This is a genomic window from Rheinheimera sp. F8, from assembly GCF_001518915.1.
On record NZ_CP013656.1, the window covers coordinates 641,273 to 658,646 of the forward strand.

16 protein-coding genes are annotated in these 17,374 nt (G+C 56.3%); 14 read left to right on the plus strand and 2 right to left on the minus strand.

All coding sequences use genetic code 11. The annotated features are described in order from the left end of the window. Positions 1-129: 129 nt before the first annotated feature. Positions 130-750 carry a glutathione S-transferase family protein gene (locus ATY27_RS02940; protein ID WP_208932670.1) on the plus strand — a complete coding sequence of 207 codons (621 nt, stop codon included), beginning with the start codon at positions 130-132 and terminating at the stop codon, positions 748-750. 29 nt (positions 751-779) lie between these two features. Here the strand turns inward: ATY27_RS02940 and ATY27_RS02945 are convergent, their stop codons facing one another. Then, complete coding sequence (locus tag ATY27_RS02945) at positions 780-1,127, minus strand: putative quinol monooxygenase (protein WP_208932671.1); 348 nt, start codon at positions 1,125-1,127, stop codon at positions 780-782. Positions 1,128-1,217: 90 nt separating this feature from the next. On the opposite strand from ATY27_RS02945, the gene ATY27_RS02950 reads away from it, so the two are divergent. The 4 genes from ATY27_RS02950 (at position 1,218) to sbcC (ending at position 7,616) form a co-directional block, all read left to right on the plus strand. Further along, positions 1,218-2,009, plus strand: coding sequence for a thioesterase family protein (locus ATY27_RS02950; protein WP_208932672.1), 792 nt, complete (start codon positions 1,218-1,220; stop codon positions 2,007-2,009). A gap of 61 nt (positions 2,010-2,070) precedes the next feature. Next, on the plus strand, positions 2,071-2,955 hold the full coding sequence (locus ATY27_RS02955; RefSeq protein ID WP_208932673.1) for a CPBP family intramembrane glutamic endopeptidase: 885 nt from the start codon (positions 2,071-2,073) through the stop codon (positions 2,953-2,955). 54 nt (positions 2,956-3,009) lie between these two features. Beyond that, positions 3,010-4,278, plus strand: coding sequence for an exonuclease subunit SbcD (gene sbcD / locus ATY27_RS02960; protein WP_208932674.1), 1,269 nt, complete (start codon positions 3,010-3,012; stop codon positions 4,276-4,278). After that, positions 4,278-7,616 (plus strand): exonuclease subunit SbcC, encoded by a 3,339-nt coding sequence (gene sbcC / locus ATY27_RS02965; RefSeq protein ID WP_208932675.1) that lies wholly within the window; start codon positions 4,278-4,280, stop codon positions 7,614-7,616. The genes sbcD and sbcC overlap by 1 nt, the downstream gene beginning before the upstream one ends. Before the next feature lie 26 nt (positions 7,617-7,642). Here the strand turns inward: sbcC and ATY27_RS02970 are convergent, their stop codons facing one another. After that, entirely contained in the window at positions 7,643-8,002 is a 360-nt protein-coding gene (locus tag ATY27_RS02970) for a hypothetical protein (RefSeq protein ID WP_208932676.1), read from the minus strand. Positions 8,003-8,155: 153 nt separating this feature from the next. Between ATY27_RS02970 and ATY27_RS02975 the strand changes: the two genes are divergently transcribed. From ATY27_RS02975 to ATY27_RS03015, 9 genes are all read left to right on the plus strand, one after another. Then, positions 8,156-8,902, plus strand: a complete 747-nt coding sequence (locus tag ATY27_RS02975; RefSeq protein WP_208932677.1) for a sporulation protein — start codon at positions 8,156-8,158, stop codon at positions 8,900-8,902. A 169-nt stretch (positions 8,903-9,071) separates the two neighbouring features. Beyond that, positions 9,072-9,449: a DUF3019 domain-containing protein gene (locus ATY27_RS02980; protein WP_208932678.1), complete on the plus strand. Its 378-nt coding sequence runs from the start codon at positions 9,072-9,074 to the stop codon at positions 9,447-9,449. Next, positions 9,449-10,153 carry a response regulator transcription factor gene (locus ATY27_RS02985; protein WP_208932679.1) on the plus strand — a complete coding sequence of 235 codons (705 nt, stop codon included), beginning with the start codon at positions 9,449-9,451 and terminating at the stop codon, positions 10,151-10,153. Before ATY27_RS02980 ends, ATY27_RS02985 begins: the two co-directional genes overlap by 1 nt. Then, positions 10,150-11,403: an ATP-binding protein gene (locus tag ATY27_RS02990; RefSeq protein WP_208932680.1), complete on the plus strand. Its 1,254-nt coding sequence runs from the start codon at positions 10,150-10,152 to the stop codon at positions 11,401-11,403. The genes ATY27_RS02985 and ATY27_RS02990 overlap by 4 nt, the downstream gene beginning before the upstream one ends. 56 nt (positions 11,404-11,459) lie before the next feature. Next, on the plus strand, positions 11,460-12,335 hold the full coding sequence (locus ATY27_RS02995) for a transporter substrate-binding domain-containing protein (RefSeq protein ID WP_208932681.1): 876 nt from the start codon (positions 11,460-11,462) through the stop codon (positions 12,333-12,335). A 215-nt stretch (positions 12,336-12,550) separates the two neighbouring features. Continuing rightward, complete coding sequence (locus ATY27_RS03000) at positions 12,551-12,970, plus strand: MarR family transcriptional regulator (RefSeq protein ID WP_208932682.1); 420 nt, start codon at positions 12,551-12,553, stop codon at positions 12,968-12,970. A 385-nt stretch (positions 12,971-13,355) separates the two neighbouring features. Then, the gene (locus ATY27_RS03005) at positions 13,356-14,438 is read left to right on the plus strand and encodes a sensor histidine kinase (RefSeq protein WP_208932683.1); all 1,083 of its coding nucleotides are present in this window, start codon (positions 13,356-13,358) and stop codon (positions 14,436-14,438) included. Next, positions 14,419-15,015 carry a response regulator transcription factor gene (locus tag ATY27_RS03010; protein WP_208932684.1) on the plus strand — a complete coding sequence of 199 codons (597 nt, stop codon included), beginning with the start codon at positions 14,419-14,421 and terminating at the stop codon, positions 15,013-15,015. The genes ATY27_RS03005 and ATY27_RS03010 overlap by 20 nt, the downstream gene beginning before the upstream one ends. 60 nt (positions 15,016-15,075) lie before the next feature. Beyond that, positions 15,076-17,355 carry a M14 family zinc carboxypeptidase gene (locus tag ATY27_RS03015; protein ID WP_208932685.1) on the plus strand — a complete coding sequence of 760 codons (2,280 nt, stop codon included), beginning with the start codon at positions 15,076-15,078 and terminating at the stop codon, positions 17,353-17,355. Positions 17,356-17,374 lie beyond the last annotated feature (19 nt).

The window sequence follows — 17,374 nt, forward strand, 5'->3', positions numbered from 1 at the left end:
GGTATTCCAGCAGCAGGGTCACAAGCCGGGTGAAAATTGCCATCGGCTGACCCTGATCACTCTGTTTTTTGTCACGCCACTGCGGCATGCTGACTGTCCTGAGCAAAGTGCTAGCCAATGGAGTGTCCGATGCAAAACCCACAACTGAAATTATTCCATAACCCGCAAAGCCGTTCGGCTGGCGTACGGATCCTGCTGGAAGAGCTGGGTTTAGCGGCAGAATTTGAACTGGTCGATTTTAAAGCGCCGGAAAAAAGTCCGGCCCTAATGGCCGCCAATCCACTGGGCAAAGTGCCAACTTTGATCGCCGATGGCGTAGTCGTGACTGAACAAGTCGCGATTTACCAGTTTCTGGCGGAACTTAAACCTGAGGCGGGCTTAAGTCCGGCGGTAGGTGAGCCACTGCGTGGGTCTTACCTGCGCGCGCTGGCATTTTATGGCAGCAGTTTTGAGCCGGCGATGATCGACAAAGCACTAAAGCGTGACTCTGGTCAGCGCGGCATGAGCCCGTATGGCGATGTGGCCGCAGTGGAACAATGGCTGCGCTCGCAGTTAAGTGTTGGCCCCTGGTTCCTCGGCGAGCGCTTTACTGCTGCGGATTGCCTGTGGGGCACTGCACTGGGCTGGATGACGCGCTTTGGCATTATTGAAGCCACGCCGGAAATTGCCGCCTACCTGGAACGGTTTTCGGCCCGGCCTGCCGTGCAACGCGCCCGCGCTTTAGATCAGGCGCTGCTTGCTGGCCAATAACGCCGGTTAAGTCGACCATGCGCCGGTTGTTACAATGCCGGCGCGTCGTACTGTTCTGGCTCGTCACTGTAGACACAAACGTTCCAGTCTGCAGCGAGACCATCTTCAGCCAGGCAATAGGTCTGAAAAAATTGCTGGATCTCAGCGCGCTGACAATGTGCTTCAAACGCCGCCATGTCAGCCCAGATTTCGTTAAAGACGATGGGGAAACCGGAGCCTGGCGCAAAGTCGGAGCTGATCTGCCGTGTCACACGATATTGCAGACAGCCATCTTCCCGCAGTGTGTTGGGTTCTAAGCCCTGTAAGACGCGAAATAACTCAGCTGCTTTGCCAGCCTTTGGCTGGAATTGGGCGAGACAATAGACTTTTTTTGACATGAAGGGTTCCTTATCGGGACTAATCAATGCAGGCTGGTGCCCGAAAATTTGGGATAGACCAGGGGTCTGGGAAAAGCGGGGGAATTTACCATGAAGTTTGCTGATGTGATGCAACAATTCGCCGCTGATGCGGCCGACGAGCGGGTGATTGAGGTGCCGGCGCATTGGGGTCAGGGCCGCGCTGTCTTTGGTGGCATGGCGGCCGCGCTGGGCATGGCGCATCTGCAAGGCGCGATCCCGGCAGCTATTCCGCTGCGCTCCGTCTCAGTGTCTTTTGTTGCGCCGCTGAACAGTGGTGAGGCGGTGCTGCGCCGGCGGATTCTACGGCAGGGGAAATCTGTGGTGCAGGCGCAGGTCGAGATCCAGCAGCAAGGCCAGATCGTTTTGGTCGCACTGGCCAGCTTTGGCGCGCCGCGTCAGTCGGCCCTGCAGGTGGCGGCCCCGCGTGCACCCGACTGGCAAACGCCCGGGATCCGCTTGCCAGACAGCGAGATGGCGCCGGAATTTACCCGGCATTTTGATTATCAGATCCAACAAGGCAATGCGCCGTTCAGTGGCGGCAAAAGCCGTACCCTCGGTGGCCAGATCCGCTTTCGCGGTGAATTTTCGGCGCAGGTTGGTGTACCGGAACTGCTGGCGCTGGTCGACGCCTGGCCGCCAGTTAGCCTTGGGCTGATGCCAGGACCAGCACCAGCCAGTTCGCTGACCTGGACACTGGAATTATTGCCACAAACCCAGACATTCAGCGGCAGTGACTGGTGGTCTTATCTGGCCAACATCGAACATGGCGCCGACGGTTATCACCATATCGAAGCCAAATGCTGGGCACCGGATGGCTCGTTAATCGCTATCAGCCGGCAAACGGTGACGGTGTTCGCCTGAAAATCACGCCCTAAATTGCTGAATTTGTTAAGCTTGGCAGCGTTTTTCACGGAGGAATATCATGACGCTGTTTGCATTTATCGCGTTGGCACTGGCGATGTTGACGCTTGGACTCCGGGTCCGGCTGGCAGCCGGTGCGCTGCCGCTGGGACCTTTAGGGTTTGCCTTCTTGGCGTTAGGGCTGGCCTGGCAAGCCGGGCTGGTCTCACTCAGCGCAGCTGCTGTATTGTTGCTGCAAGCCGCGCTGGCGCTGTGGCTGGTGCTTGGCAGTGCGCCGCGTTGGCTCAGCGGCGCTGGCTGGGTGCTGCTGGTGCTGCTCGCGCTGGCGACCGCTTTGCACTGGCTGCCCGGCATTCAGAACCCATTATTAGTTGATGCGCAGCAACTGACGCCCGACGCCATTCCTTACACGCTTTATGCCAATTTTGACAAAGGTTGGGCTGGTTTTTGCCTGTTGCTGGCGTTGTGGCCCAGTCAGCAACAAGGCGATTTGTGGCTGCGCTACCAGCGTGGTTTCTGGCCGGTTTTGCCGCTGACGGTGATCGCGGCCTTGGGTCTGGCGCTGGGTTTTGGTCTGGTGCAGCCTGCGCCGAAACTGCCGGAGTTTTGGCTCAGTTTTATCGCCTGTAATCTGCTGCTGACTTGTGTGGCCGAAGAAGCCTTGTTCCGCGGTCTGTTGCAACGGCCGCTGCGGGATGCTTTGCTAGGGCGTGGAGTTCGCGAAGGTGCTGCCGCCTGGCTGGCCATCTCGCTGATCAGCCTGTTGTTTGGTCTGGTCCATCTTGCCGGCGGCTGGGCTTATGCCTGTGTCGCGGCAGTCGCCAGTGTTGGTTACGGCTGGGCCTACCAGCGCAGCGGCCGGATCGAAGTGGCAGTACTGACGCATTTTACCGTCAATCTGCTGCATTTTTCCCTGCTGACGTATCCGATGCTGCGCGATGGCTAGAGCCTCAGGTATCATCAGACTTTTGCCGCGCTACTGACAGGGATCTTCCGGTTTATGCTTCGCATTCTGCATACCTCTGACTGGCATTTAGGCCAGTTTTTTATCGGCAAAAGCCGTGAAGCCGAGCACCGTGCTTTTTTCCGCTGGCTGTGTGACACCATCCAGGCACGGCAAATTGATGTGTTGCTGGTAGCCGGTGACATTTTTGACACCACCACCCCGCCCAGTTATGCCCGCGAGTTATATCATCAGCTGATTGTTGATCTGCAGCCGCTTGGCGTACAGCTGGTGGTGCTTGGCGGCAATCACGATTCAGTCGCCGTATTAAAAGAAAGTGCCGAATTGCTGCGCTGTCTCAATACCCATGTGATCCCCGGTTATCAGTGCGATCCGTCGCAACATCTGCTGGTGTTAAAAAATCGCGACGGCAAGCCAGGCGCAGTGCTGGCGGCAGTGCCTTTTCTGCGGCCGCGGGATCTGTCGCAGCGCGATGATTTTCGCAGCAGCGCCGGTGTTGAAGCCGGTGAAAAACAGCTGCAATTACAACAACAAATCAGTGTGGTGTATCAGGAGCTGTATCAGGCGGCGCAAACACTTGCCACTGAGTTATCGCCCGATACGCCATTGCCGCTGCTCGCTACTGGGCATTTAACCACGGTTGGCGCCAGCAGCAGCGAGTCGGTGCGCGAGATTTATATCGGCACGCTGGATGCGTTTCCGGCCAGTGGTTTTCCGCCTTTTGCCTACGTGGCGCTTGGTCATATTCATCAGGCGCAAAAAGTAGGTGGCACTGAACATATCCGCTACAGCGGTGCGCCGCTGGCGCTCAGTTTTGACGAAGCGCGTCAGCAGAAATATTGCCTGGAAGTTACGTTGGGCGCCGCGGATATCAGCGTCGAAGCGCTGCCTTTACCCGGTTTTCAGCCGCTGCTGTCGCTGAAATCGGACCTGGTCAGCCTGCCGGCTTTATTGGCGCCGGCATTACAGAACTTATCCGACGGCCAGCGGTTGTGGCTGGAATTAGTGCTGACCGGCGACAGTGCGCTGTTATCCGATGTGCAGGTGCAGCTGGAGCAATTACTGGCGCTGTTACCGGTCGACTTATTGCGCTTGCGCCGGCAGCGGCCAGCCGATGTAGCCACTATCGCCGGCAGTGGCCTGAGCCTGCAGGAGCTGACGCCGGCCGATGTGTTTGCCGCCCGCTTGGTACAGGAAGACATCACGGCAGAGTTGCAGACGCGCCTGCAGCAGCTGCATCAGGAAGCGCTGGCACTGTTACAACAAGCAGATGCTGTGGTTAGCACAACGGGAGAGCCGGTCTGATGCGGATCCTGTCAGTACGTTTACAAAATCTCAATTCGCTGCGTGGCGAGTGGTTTATCGATTTTCGCGATCCGGCTTTTGCGCAAAGTAACCTGTTTGCCATCACAGGCCCAACCGGCGCCGGCAAAAGTACCCTGCTCGATGCGATTTGTCTGGCGCTGTATCATCAGACGCCGCGCTTAAAAGTGCTGAGTCAGACCAGTAACGAGCTGATGAGCCGCCACACGGCTGAATGTATGGCCGAAGTGGAATTTTCGGTGCATGACCAGCAGTACCGTGCTTTCTGGAGTCAGCGCCGGTCGCGCGGCGCTTTGGATGGCAACCTGCAGGCGGCAAAGGTCGAACTGGCGCGTGCCGACGGTGAGATCCTGACCGATAAATCCAATGAAAAACTCAAATTAACTGAGCAGCTGACTGGCCTGGATTTCGCTCGATTTACTCGCTCGATGTTGTTATCGCAGGGTAATTTCGCCGCGTTTTTAAATGCCAGTGCCAATGAACGCGCCGAGCTGTTAGAAGAGCTGACCGGTACTGAGATTTACGGGCAGTTATCGGTACAAGTGTTTGAGCAATGCCGCACGCTGAAACAACAGCAGGAGATTTTACAGGCGCAGCTGCAAGGCATCGCTTTGTTGTCTGCCGAACAGCTAGCGACGCTGGAAACCCAGCAACAACAGCTGCAGGCGGACAGTCAACACAGCGCGCAGCGTCTCGAAGCATTGCGGCAGGCGCAGCAGTGGCAACACCAGTTGGCGCAAAGCCAGGGACTGCAGCAAAGCGCTGCGGCACAGCTGGCCGCTGCAGATGCGCAGGCGGAAGCCGGCAAAGTAGGGCTGGCCAAGCTGGAGCTGCACCAACAGGTATTGCAGCTGCGGCCGGGTTATCAGCAGCTACTGCAACTGCGCGAGCAACGCACTCAGGCGGAACAGGAATTGGCTGGCAGCAACAGCGGGTTAGCGCAGCTGTATCCGTTATTCGCTGCCGGGCGGGCCTTGGGGCTGGCCGACAGTGAGCAGCAAAGCCAGAGCCTGCAACAACAGCTACAGCACAGTGATACTGAGTTACAGCAACTGACACTGCAGCTGAGCCAGCAACCGGATCCGACCGTGCTGGCGGCACAACTGGCGCAGCACCAGGCCGGATTCACCAGCTGGCAACAGCAGCAACAGCAACTGGATGCGCTGCGACAGCAGCAGCCCGTGCTGGAACAACAGCTGCAGGCTTGCGTGACACTAGCTGAGCAACACAAAACGACATTACCTGCCTTAGAGGCGCAGCTTGCCAGCGCGCAACAGCAGGCGCAGCAACTGGCCGCCGAGCTCGTGCTGCTGGCGCCTCAACAATTGCAGCAACAGCTAAATCAGCTGCATCCGCAATTACAGCAACTGCAAACTGCCGCCCGGCAGGCCACACAGGGCTGGCAACTACAACAGCAGCTACAGGCCGGCCAGACTGAACAGGCGGAACTGCAGCAGCTTCGCAGCCAAAAACGTTTGCAGTACAAAGAGTTACAGGCCAGCCTCAACGATAAAGAAACCATTCTGGCACAGCAGCAACTGATTAAAGAACTCAGTGAATACCGGCAGGCGTTAAAAGCCGGTGAAGCCTGCCCGCTCTGTGGCAGCGCTGAACATCCAGCGGTCACGCATTATCAGCACGTTGAGCCGTCCACGCAGCAGCAGCAAGTGCTTGTCCTGCGCCAGCAATTGGAACAACTCAGTAATGAAGGCGCAGCGCTGACGGCGCGGCTGGAGGCGTTGCAACACCAGCAGCAACAGATGCAGCAACAGCTGAGCGAGCTGCAGGCCAGCCTGAACGACGAGCAGCAGCATTGGTTTGCCCAGGGGCAAAGTTCTTTGTTCGATGACGCGGTCGCGCAATTACGGCAACAGATCCAGGTGTTACAGCAACAGGCCAGCAGCGCACAACAGCTGCAGGCGCAGCAGCTCGTTAAACAAACGGAAATACAACAGGCGCAGCAACAGCTGCAGCAGTTACAAGGCGCGCTGGAGTTACAACGCCAGCAGTACCGGACTCTGCAACAGCAACAACAACAGCTGACGACGCAGGTCGAACAACTACAGAACAGTCAGCAAACGCTGTTACAGCAACTGGCTGGCGCACTGGGCTGTGCTGGCGAAGAGGCCCTGCTGCAACAGGCGTTGCAACAAGGCGCCGCGCAACTGCAGTGGATCCGGCAGCTACAGCAGCAGCAACAGCGGGCGCAACAGCAAAATCAGCAGACACAGCAACAGCTGCAACAGGCGTCGCAGCAGCTTGCCGCATGGCAACAACTACAGGCCGTGATCCTGCCAGAGCTGTCTTACAGCAGCGAACCACCGCAGCCACAAAGCCTGCAGTTATGTCAGCAGCAGGCACAGCAGATTGAGCGGTTGCAAACGAGCGCCGCCATGCAACAACAGCAGCTGAGTAAATGGCAGCAACAAAGTGCGCAGTTGCAACAGGACTGGCTTGCACAGGCGCAACAGGCTGGTGTTGCCAGCGAAATGGCGTATCTGATGGCGCAGCTCAGCGAAGCGCAAAAAGCCGAACTGGAAACGCAACAACAGCAGATCCAGCAGGCACGCACCGAGGCCAGCGCTTTATTACAACAAGCGCAACAACAGGAACAAGAGCTACGCGGGGCAGAGCCGGCGGATGCCGCGCACGCTGATCTGGCGGGGCTGATTAGCACTGCGACTGAAGCACAGCAACAGCAGCTGCAGCAACTGGGCGAGCTGAATCAGCAGCTGAAACAACAGCAGGAACTGGCGCAGCAACAGGCCGGGTTATATCAAAAAATTCAGGCGCAGCAAGCGCTGTACCAGGACTGGCAACAGCTGAATAGTCTGATTGGCTCGGCTGATGGCGCTAAATACCGCCGGTTTGCCCAGGGCTTGACGCTGGCGCAGTTAGTACAATTGGCGAACCGGCAGTTGCAACAACTACACAGCCGTTACCAGCTGGCGCGTAAAGCTGACAGCGAACTGGAACTACAGGTGCTGGACAGCTGGCAGGCCGACAGTGCGCGCGACACTAAAACTCTGTCCGGTGGTGAAAGTTTTCTGGTCAGTCTGGCACTGGCGTTGGCGTTGTCGGAACTGGTTTGCCATAAAACCCGGCTGGAGTCGTTATTCCTCGATGAAGGCTTTGGTACGCTCGATCCCGACACGCTGGAAAGCGCGCTGGCGGCGCTCGATCAGCTGCAATCAGGCGGCAAAATGATTGGCATCATCAGCCATGTTGAAGCACTGAAGGAACGCATTCCGGTGCAAATTAAAGTGCACAAACAAGCGGGTTCCGGCTGGAGCCGGATTGAATTGCCGGCGCTGTGGTGACAGCCAACGCCGGCAGTGTTGCATGGTTATTCTTTAAACCGACTCTGGTAACGTAACCGCCAAATCAGCAGGCCACACAGGCACAGGATAAAGGCTGACGGATACAAAAATTCGTTGTCGAAACGGAAAAACAGAAAAGTCCCGCCGCCAAAATAAACAAATGGCTGCAGCTCATACAACCAGAACGGTATATGCCATACGCCGTCCCCGCCGGATTTATGATTGAGCCGGCGCCGTTCGGCCCGCATGATCCAGACCAGTGCGCCGGCGTTGATCAGCAAAACGCCGGCCCAGGCCCCAATCGGGTGCGGCAACAAGGCAAAACAGGCTACGCCGGCCGCCAGATACAAGTAGGGCAAACTTTCATAAAGCTGTGACGGTAACATCTGAAATACCTCAGGCGACAGCGGGAAACTTCCAGTCTTGTACTGCAATCTGCCTTAAAAGTAAAATCTGTTAACAAATAAAGCTCATTCGCAACTTGTGAAAGCATGACTGCGGCCATAAATAAACTGCAGTGATGAACTCTTCAGGTGTAAATGGATTATATGATGTTAAAACAACTACTTGCCTCTGCCGGGATCGGCGCCTGTAAAATTGATACGCAGCTGGCCAATAATCAGTGTGTGCCGGGTGGCAGCCTGAGTGGTCAGATCCTGATCCAGGGCGGTGCGGTCGCGCAGCAAATCAATGGCTTCAGCCTGGCACTGATGACCCGGGTGAAAGTGAAAACCGACAATGGCGAGCATTATCAGAATTTTTGTCTGCAACGTTTTCGTCTCAGTGAATCGATGTTGGTCGAAGCCGGTGCCCGGCACCAGCTGCCGTTTGATTTACGTCTGAGTGCCGAGCTGCCGGTGACGCATCTGCCGCATCACACTGTCGGTAAAGTCTGGTTGTGTACCGAGGCCGATATTGCGATGGCGCTCGACCCATCGGATAACGATTTATTGCGCATTGACGCCTCGCCTTTGGTACTCAATTGCATCAGTGCCATGCTGGAGCTGGGATATCAGCTGCAAAAAGTCGATGTAGAAAAAGGTTATCTGCAAGTACCGGGCAAGCGTAGCCAAAGCGGTTGTTATCAGGAGTTTGAATTCCGGCCGCGGCAGTGGCTGTCCGGCATTAAAGAAGTCGAATTATCTTTTATTCCGGATGGTGCTGACACGCTGGTGCTAGTCGAAGTCGACCGCAGTTTCCGCGGCGACAGCTATCGCACGTTGCGTTTAGCACCGCATGCCAGCGTCGCACAGGTCCAACAGACGCTACGCAACATCCTCGGTTAATCGCTGATTTTCAGACCAGCCAGCCAGACGCTGCCTGCCGGTAGTGTCTGTGCTGTTGCCGGCTCTTCTGCCCGCCCCCGCGCCGCCCTCTTGCACAGTAATGTATTCACCGGTACAACTAATAACATTCGCTGATTGTTGCTCTGTGCTTGTGGGGAGTTCCTGACAGATGCGTGTCCCGCTGCTGTTTATCCTGTTATTGCCGGCGCTGTGGCTGTCAGCCGGCTCGGCCTGTGCTGCTGAATTTGTGCTGACGCCACTGCTGTGTGTGCAGCAGAAAAACCACAACTGCGCCGTCACGCTCAAAGTGCGCTGGCAACAAGCCAGCCCGTCCTGCCTGTACTTATCAGATCAGCCCGACACACCGCTGTTGTGTGGACCGGCAGTATTTTCACAGGAGCTGCCGTTACAACTGCATAAAAACAGCCAGTTTGTGCTGCGCGCTGTTAACAGCCCCACGGTGCTGGCACAGCGCCAGGTCAAAGTGCTGACCATTGATTTAAACGCCGGTGATCAGCTGCTGAAACGCAGCCGGTGGGGCATGTGATGGGCACACAACATATCCTGCTGGTCGAAGATGATCAGGAACTGGCCAGGCTGGTGGCGGATTATCTGCACAGCGAAGCCTACACAGTGGTCAGTTGCAGCAATACGTTAAAAGCAAAAAAACTGCTGGCCAGTCAAGGCTTTGACCTGATTATTTGCGACGTGATGTTGCCAGGCAGCAGCGGTTTTGAGCTGGTTCAACAAATTCGTAGCCAGTTTAAAGGGCCGATTTTGTTTATGACGGCGCAAACCACAGTCGCTTCGCAGTTGCAGGGCCTGGAGCTGGGTGCGCAGGATTATTTGCTTAAACCGATCGATCCGCGGGTGCTGCTGGCCAAGATCCGCGTGTTTCTGCCGTTGCCGCAACAAAACGTGGTGGCCAATCCACTGTTGCAGCATGCCAATTTACGCATCGACAAACTGGCGGGTCAGGTCGTACTGGCTGGCGAAACGTTAAGCCTGACCAATGCCGAATTGCAGCTGCTGATCAGCCTGGTTGAGCATTTTCCGCTGGCGGTGTGCCGTGAGCGGTTGTTTCGCGAACAGCTGAACCGTGAATATGACGGTGCGGATCGCACTATTGATGGCCGCGCGTCACGACTGCGGAAAAAGCTGCAGCAAGTCGACCCGCGCTGGAATATCCGCAATGTCTGGGGACAGGGCTACAGTATCAGCTGTGCCAGCGACGCCGGAGAGTCGTCATGAGCGCGACTTTATTACGCTTTTACCTCGGTGTGGTACTGGTGGTGCTGCTGCTGTTTTTCAGCCTGAACCAGCTGTACAGCTGGGTGTATCAGCGCGATGACATGACTGTCGCCGCCCAGACCATGTTGCATAACGTCTATCAGCACAGTCAGGCCGACCATCAGCTGCATTGCCGGTTAAGCCTGGATGATGACTGCGCCGGCAGTCTGTATGTACTGATCCCCAAAACGCTGTGGCAACCGCAGCCCGGTGTCAGCTATGCCATTGAAGTGCTACGTGACGGCGAGGGCAAAGCGTCATTGTGCGCCGAAATGACCAATGGCGACCTGATGTGTTTAAGTCAGCTCAATATGCCGCAAGGCGCAGATTTCAGTATCGATTTGGTACACGTATTTCTGGTGCTGCTGCTACTGGCACTGTTCTGGTTCAGCCGGAATGTGTTTAAAGACGTCGAAACGCTGCGCGTCAGTGCGCTGCAGGAAATCAAACTCGGCCATCTGCCGGATTTTCGCCTGAGCAAACAATCCTATCTGCAGCCGCTGGCGCGGTCGCTGACCCGGATGAACCAGACCATCGCCAACCTGAATATGCTGCAACGGGAAATGGCCGACACTGTCTGCCATGACATCAAAACGCCGCTGGCGCGGCTGCGTTTTATCATGCTGGGGCTGGAGCGGCAGATGAACGATGGCCAGTACGCCCAGGTGCAACGCAATCTGCAGGAAATTGAAGACAATATTTATGATTATCTGCGACTGGCGCAGCAGGATTTTCGCGCCGATTTAGAGCTTAGTCAGGTGGAACTGGCAGTCTTGCTGGCGGAACTGCTGGATAAATTCCGCGCCAATACTGAGCATCAGCTGGAGCTTAAAGGCGACATCCGGCTGACCATCCAGGCCGACCGCAAGTTGTTAAGCCGAGCGTTGTCGAATTTACTCAGTAATGCGCTGCGGTATTGTCAGCAGCAGGTGTGGGTGGAATTACGCCTCGACGGCGCCGACTGTCTGATTGACATCAGCGACGACGGCGCCGGCTGGCATCGCGGTGCACCGAGCGACGATCTGGTGTCCCATCACGGCATTGGCCTGGCCATCGTACGTCGGGTGGCCCATCAGCATGGCGGTGAACTGCTGCAGCTGGAGCGGCCCGGTGGCGGCGCCATTGCCCGGCTGCAATTGCCGGTGGGCAGCGCAGATACCACTGGCGATACGGCGAGCGACACTGGTGCTGACACAGTCGCTGCGACATAATAACGCTGGTTCTTGGTCAGCCTGGTCCGCATCGCTGGATGCACCGGCAGGAGGCAATGTTGTTCAGTATCCATCTGCCCCGGTTTGCGCGCACATGCCTGCTGCTCTGCGGCATCGCGATGCCTGGTGTGGCTGCTGCCGGCAACGCTGATACAGCGCAGTCTGGGCCAACACAGCAGGCTGTGCAGAAAGTGCTGTACGGCGGCCACACGCGCCGGGATTATTACACCGAATTACTGCAACTGGCACTGAGTTACGCCAACGGTCAGACCTATGAACTGCAGGCATCCGGCCTCGATTTACCGAAACAACGCGCTTTTGATCTGATGAACGCCCACCAAGGCATTGATGTGCTGTTTGGCAGCGTCAGCCGCGAGCGGCTGGCACGTTATCGCGGCGTACCTTTTCCTATTCTGCGCGGTTACAACGGCTGGCGCGTCGCACTGATCAACCGCCACAGCCCCGACATATTGCGGGGTATTCACAGCAAACAACATTTAAGCCGACTCAGTGCCGGCCAGTTCCTGACCTGGAGTGATACCCAGATCCTGCGCCACAACGGCCTGCTCGTTGCTACCAGCAGTGACGCCAATGGCCTGTACGGCATGCTGCAACGCGGACGCATTGACTACTTCCCGCTATCAGTGCTGGAAATCGCCGAGGAGCTGCACAAACATCCTAACCCCGATCTGATGATCGACCCGCACCTGCTGCTGGTCTACCCAACCGCCACCTGGTTTTACGTCGCCAAAGACAACCAAGCACTGGCAGCAGCGCTGCTGCAAGGCCTGCAACAAGCCGAGCGGGACGGCAGTTTCGACAAGTTGTTCCAGCGTTACTTCGGCGCGGCGTTACAGCATTTACAGCTGGAACAACGCAGCCGCATCACGTTAGAAAATCCGTTGCTACCGGCGGACGTGACGGTTAAGTAATGCATTGCAGCCCTTCACACAAAAGCCACGTTGTAACTGATTGTTTTTGAGTTTCTGCGGTTAAACCGATATTACTGACCTGCAGCCCAACGGGCGCGGCAAAAGATTCAGGCCTATTCTAAAGCGTTATTAATGCATGATTGATGGTTGACAAGTCAAGTATTGATCATGCAATATTGCATCTTGTCGGATAATCGGGAATTACAGAAAAATCAATGGAAACAACAAATACTGCACTCGGGCTGGTGCTGCAAAGTGCTTTGCTCTGGTCTGAAATGGTGAAAAAAGCCGATCTGCAACTGAGTGTGCATGGTATCAGTTTCACTGAATTTTGTATTTTACACCGCCTGCATGAAGCACCACAGCAACGTCTCAGCCGGATCGAGCTGGCTGGCGCCGTAAGCCTGAGCGCCTCAGGGATCACCCGCTTGTTGCAACCGATGGAGAAAATTCATTTGGTGGAAAAAGCGCTCAATCCGCGCGACGCCCGTGTCAGTCTGGTTCAGCTCACAGACACCGGTCAGCAGATTTATTCTGAAGCTGCACAAACGTGCCATTTTTTTGCCAGTCAGTTTGTCGCACCACTGACATCGCGTCAGCAAGAAACACTGAGTGAATTGCTGCTTCGACTCTGATCGTCACGCCATGACTGATGTAACTCAAAGTCCAGGACAGTGCCATTGTTTGGCAATGGCACTGTCGATGATGTTATTACGTGTAATGCCGGACATCCACAGATAGCCCCAGCTGCAAAAATGGAAAGCTTTGAATATTCACTGTACATCAACCTTTCGACCAGGATAGTCGGTAGCGGCAAGCGAAGCGTCGCCGTACATTGTCGACCGCCGGGCAAATTCAACCTGGAACGGCTTCGGCGATACGATACTGAATACCCTGTGTTGACCCGCCGGCTATGACAAATGTCATCCCTTTCCGCTGACAGACCAGGCTGTTGCCGGAGTAACGTCTGCGTTAAGCTGGGGCCATCAATCTATGCGGTGCGATCTCGGGAGGCGGGGGATGTCGGTGCAATTGGATGGCAAGTGGAGCTGGGTGTATCTGGTGAACCTGGTGTTTTATCTGGTACCGTTATTTTATCTGCCGCTGGAACCCTGGCAAATTGCGGTGGCGGTGGCCGTTTTGCTGGTCTTTATCTGGTGCTATTTCTGGGCGTACCGGGTGCCGACCCGGCAGATGCATTGGCCGGTGCTGGCGATGCTGACGTTGTCGGTCGGTGTAACGCCGCTGAATCCCGGCAGTATTTCGTTATTTGCTTATATCGGTTTTTTCCTTGGTTTTGCCTGGCCGTTGCGTCAGGCGATTGCCGCGGTGACTGCGGTACTGCTGATCATGGTGGCACTGAATAGCTGGCAGGGTTTTAAAGGGCCGTATTTCTTATTGTATGGCGGCTTGTTACTGGTGGCGGTGGCCAGTTTTGGTTTACTGGAGCGACAACGGCAAATTCGTTTACGCCAGCAGCAACGCAGTCAGGAAGAGATCACGCAGCTGGCACAAATGGTGGAGCGCGAGCGTATCGCCCGCGATTTACATGACATTATGGGCCACAGTTTGTCCAGTATTGTGCTGAAGGCCGATCTGGCGAAGGCTCTGCTCAAAGCCGGTAAAGCTGAGGATGCGGCTCAGCATCTGACTGAACTGGCGCAGGTGGCGCGCGATTCATTGTCGCAGGTGCGCCAGACCGTTTCCGGTTATAAACATAAGGGCTTGCTGGCTGAAGTCAGCAATCTGGCGCAGCGCCTGCGTGAACATGGGTTCGCCGTGACATTGGACGGCGAAGTACCGAAACTGGCGGCGCGGGAAGAATCGGCGCTGATCCTGGTGCTGACCGAGCTGGTCACTAATATCTTGCGTCACAGTAAAGGCGATAGTTGCCGCATCAGCTTTCGCGAGCAGGATGGCGGCTGGCTGATGGAAGTGGCCGACAACGGCGAAGTAAAAAGTTTTGGTTTTGGCAATGGCCTGACCGGGGTTACTGAGCGGTTGAACGCCTTGCAGGCAAAACTGGATTATCAACTGGATGCCGGCTGTAAGTTACAGATTTGGCTGCCAAAAGGAACTGAACATGCGAATTTTACTGGCTGAAGATCAGGCGATGGTGCGCGGGGCGCTGGCGTCTTTATTGCGCCTGTCGAGCAGCCATGAACTGGTGGAAGCCGCCGATGGCGACAGTGCGCTGAAATTACTGAAAGCAGAACATTTTGACGTGTTGCTGACCGACATCGAAATGCCGGGCCGCAGCGGGCTGGAACTGGCCGCCTGGTTGCAGCAGCAACAAAGTAAAATCAAAGTGATTGTGATCACCACTTTTGGCCGCAGTGGTTACGTGCGCAGGGCCCTGGATTGTGGCGTCAGCGGGTTTTTACTCAAAGACGCGCCGGTCGACGATTTGCTGGCCGCCATCGATAAAGTGCTGGCCGGCAAGCGGGTGATCGATAGTGAACTGGCGCTGCTGGCGCTGGGGGAGCAGGATCCGCTCAGCGACAAAGAACGCCGTGCGCTGCGTCTGGCTGGCGAAGGCAAATCCACCGCCGAAATTGCCACGCTGTTATTTATCGCCGAGGGTACTGTGCGCAATTATCTGTCTGAAGCGATGGCCAAGCTCAACGCAGTGAACCGGGTCGAGGCGGCGCGCATCGCGCAGCAAAAAGGCTGGCTCTGAGATTTCCAAGCGCCTGACAACGTGTTAACTTCAGGTTAAATTATCGGCAAGGGGCGCGTTATGTTGTTGTCATCGGTATCTGTTGTTGCTGCCAGCCTGATCAGCGGTCTGGCCGCCAGTCCACATCAGTCAGTGTCACAGCTGGCCAATTTACAGCAACTCAGTCATGACAACGCCATGCAGGTGCGGTTTGCCAACCCGGCGCAGGCGCGGCTCGCTGCAATCAGCTTGCATGATGCCTTGCTGGCCGGTCGCTGGCAGGACAGCACGCTGATCCTGCAACTGGATGCGCAGGCGCAAGCCCGGCTGGCACCGCATGCGGTGTCTATCACCCCGGCATATGTCTGGCAGCAACAACAAAGCGCCATTCAGCCGCAGGCCTTAGCGGACAGCGCCACGACGATCCCAGGTTTCCCCTGCTATGCCACAGTCGAAGCAACCTACAGTCAGGCCGAACAGCTGGTGCGGGACTATCCCGATTATGCCAGCTGGCAGAAGATTGGTAGCGGCTGGTCCCAGAGCAAAAATAACAACGGCTACGACCTGTATGTACTGAAGATCAGCAACCGCAAAGCCGGCCCGGTCAATAAAGCCAAACTGTTGATCAACAGCGCTATTCATGCCCGCGAATATGCCACGGCGGCACTGACACTGGCGTTTGCCAAAGACTTGCTGAGCAAAGCCGGCAGCGATGCCGATGTGGACTGGATGCTGCAGCAAAATGAAGTGCACCTGGTGCTGCAGACCAATCCGGAAGGCCGGAAAATTGCTGAAACCGGCGTGTCCTGGCGTAAAAACATCAATGACACAGCCTGTAACAGCAGTACTTTTGGTGTTGATCTGAACCGGAACTTCAGTTTTGGCTGGTTCAGTATTCCCAACGGCAGCAGTGCCAACAGCTGTGATTTGACCTATCGCGGAGTCAGTGCCGGTTCCGAACCGGAAGTGCAGGCGCTGCAGGCTTATGCGCGCAGTCTGTATCCGGATCAACGCGGGCCAGCGCGCACTGATGCTGCCCCAGCTGACACGGCCGGTATTCATCTCGACATCCACAGTTTCAGTGAGCTGGTGTTGTGGCCCTGGGGCGATACAGAAACACCAGCGCCCAACGGCACAGCGTTAAAAGCACTTGGCCACCGGCTCGCTTGGTTTAATGGCTATGTGCCGACCCAGTCGATTGGTTTGTACCCAACCGATGGCACCAGTGATGGGGTCAGTTATGGCGAACTTGGCGTGGCAGCGATCACCTTTGAGATTGGCACGGCGTTTTTTGAAAGCTGCGCCAACTACGAAGCGAACGTGTTGCCGGACAACCTGCGAGCCTTGTATTACGCGCTTCGGGTCAACACCGCCCCCTATCTGCTGCCGGCCGGGCCGGATCTGACGCAACTCAGTCTGAATACCTCGGCGGGCAATATTCCGCGTAATCAGTTGCTGCAGCTCAAAGCAGTGGCCCGCGACAATCAGTCCAGCGGTTTTAGTGGCGGCGTGGCCAGTCAGCCAATCAGCCGGGTTGAAATGACACTCGATCAGTGGCCGGAGGTGTCTGGGGCAAATACTGTCGCGATCGAAGCTGCCGATGGCAAATACGACAGCGCCAGTGAAAACATCAACCATTTGCTGGATGTAACCAACCTCAGTGAAGGCCGCCATACGCTGTACCTGCGCGCCAAAGACAGCGCCGGCAATACCGGACCTGTGTATGCGCAGTATTTTACTGTGACCGCGCCGGTGGAACTGGTATTGCCAGAGCCGGATTTCAGCGTGGAATGTCAGTTCCTGCGTTGCCAGTTCCGCAACACCACAGTGCGGGATGCCGCAGCATCGCTGCAATTCAGCTGGTTGTTCACTGCAACCGCCAGCAGCAACGACACCAACCCGGTGTTTACCTTCCCGGCCCCAGGCAGCTATACACCGGCACTGACCGTGAAAGCGGATATATCAGCGCCGCCACCGGCAAAATCACGTAGTAAAACGCTGCAGGTTTATGCTGAACCTGTGATGGAACTTACCCACAGTTGTCAGGCGCTGAGCTGTAACCTGAATGCGACTGCCAGCAGCGCCAACGGCGCGATCAGCAGTGTGCAATGGACGGTGAATAACCAGACGCTCAGCGGCAACAGTGTCAGCGTAACCTTCAGTGCGGCCGGCACCTATCCCGTCGTGGCGCTGGCGACTGACAGTGCCGGGCAGCAAGTGCAGAAAACAATCAATATCAGTGTGACAGCCCCAGTGGTCGTTACACCAGCGGAACCGGCGGCCAGTCAGTCCTCCGGAGGCAGTTTTGGCCTGAGTTTGCTGAGCTTTTTACTGTGGTGCGGCTGGCAACGCCGGCGCTGAATCGTTGCCCGGTATCCAC

Bases quoted from the DNA above. Each gene is read 5' to 3' on its own strand.
- ATY27_RS02940 (WP_208932670.1), top strand. From the start codon at position 130: ATGCAAAACCCACAACTGAAATTATTCCATAACCCGCAAAGCCGTTCG.
- ATY27_RS02945 (WP_208932671.1), bottom strand. From the start codon at position 1,127: ATGTCAAAAAAAGTCTATTGTCTCGCCCAATTCCAGCCAAAGGCTGGC.
- ATY27_RS02950 (WP_208932672.1), top strand. From the start codon at position 1,218: ATGAAGTTTGCTGATGTGATGCAACAATTCGCCGCTGATGCGGCCGAC.
- ATY27_RS02955 (WP_208932673.1), top strand. From the start codon at position 2,071: ATGACGCTGTTTGCATTTATCGCGTTGGCACTGGCGATGTTGACGCTT.
- sbcD (WP_208932674.1), top strand. From the start codon at position 3,010: ATGCTTCGCATTCTGCATACCTCTGACTGGCATTTAGGCCAGTTTTTT.
- sbcC (WP_208932675.1), top strand. From the start codon at position 4,278: ATGCGGATCCTGTCAGTACGTTTACAAAATCTCAATTCGCTGCGTGGC.
- ATY27_RS02970 (WP_208932676.1), bottom strand. From the start codon at position 8,002: ATGTTACCGTCACAGCTTTATGAAAGTTTGCCCTACTTGTATCTGGCG.
- ATY27_RS02975 (WP_208932677.1), top strand. From the start codon at position 8,156: ATGGATTATATGATGTTAAAACAACTACTTGCCTCTGCCGGGATCGGC.
- ATY27_RS02980 (WP_208932678.1), top strand. From the start codon at position 9,072: ATGCGTGTCCCGCTGCTGTTTATCCTGTTATTGCCGGCGCTGTGGCTG.
- ATY27_RS02985 (WP_208932679.1), top strand. From the start codon at position 9,449: ATGGGCACACAACATATCCTGCTGGTCGAAGATGATCAGGAACTGGCC.
- ATY27_RS02990 (WP_208932680.1), top strand. From the start codon at position 10,150: ATGAGCGCGACTTTATTACGCTTTTACCTCGGTGTGGTACTGGTGGTG.
- ATY27_RS02995 (WP_208932681.1), top strand. From the start codon at position 11,460: ATGTTGTTCAGTATCCATCTGCCCCGGTTTGCGCGCACATGCCTGCTG.
- ATY27_RS03000 (WP_208932682.1), top strand. From the start codon at position 12,551: ATGGAAACAACAAATACTGCACTCGGGCTGGTGCTGCAAAGTGCTTTG.
- ATY27_RS03005 (WP_208932683.1), top strand. From the start codon at position 13,356: ATGTCGGTGCAATTGGATGGCAAGTGGAGCTGGGTGTATCTGGTGAAC.
- ATY27_RS03010 (WP_208932684.1), top strand. From the start codon at position 14,419: ATGCGAATTTTACTGGCTGAAGATCAGGCGATGGTGCGCGGGGCGCTG.
- ATY27_RS03015 (WP_208932685.1), top strand. From the start codon at position 15,076: ATGTTGTTGTCATCGGTATCTGTTGTTGCTGCCAGCCTGATCAGCGGT.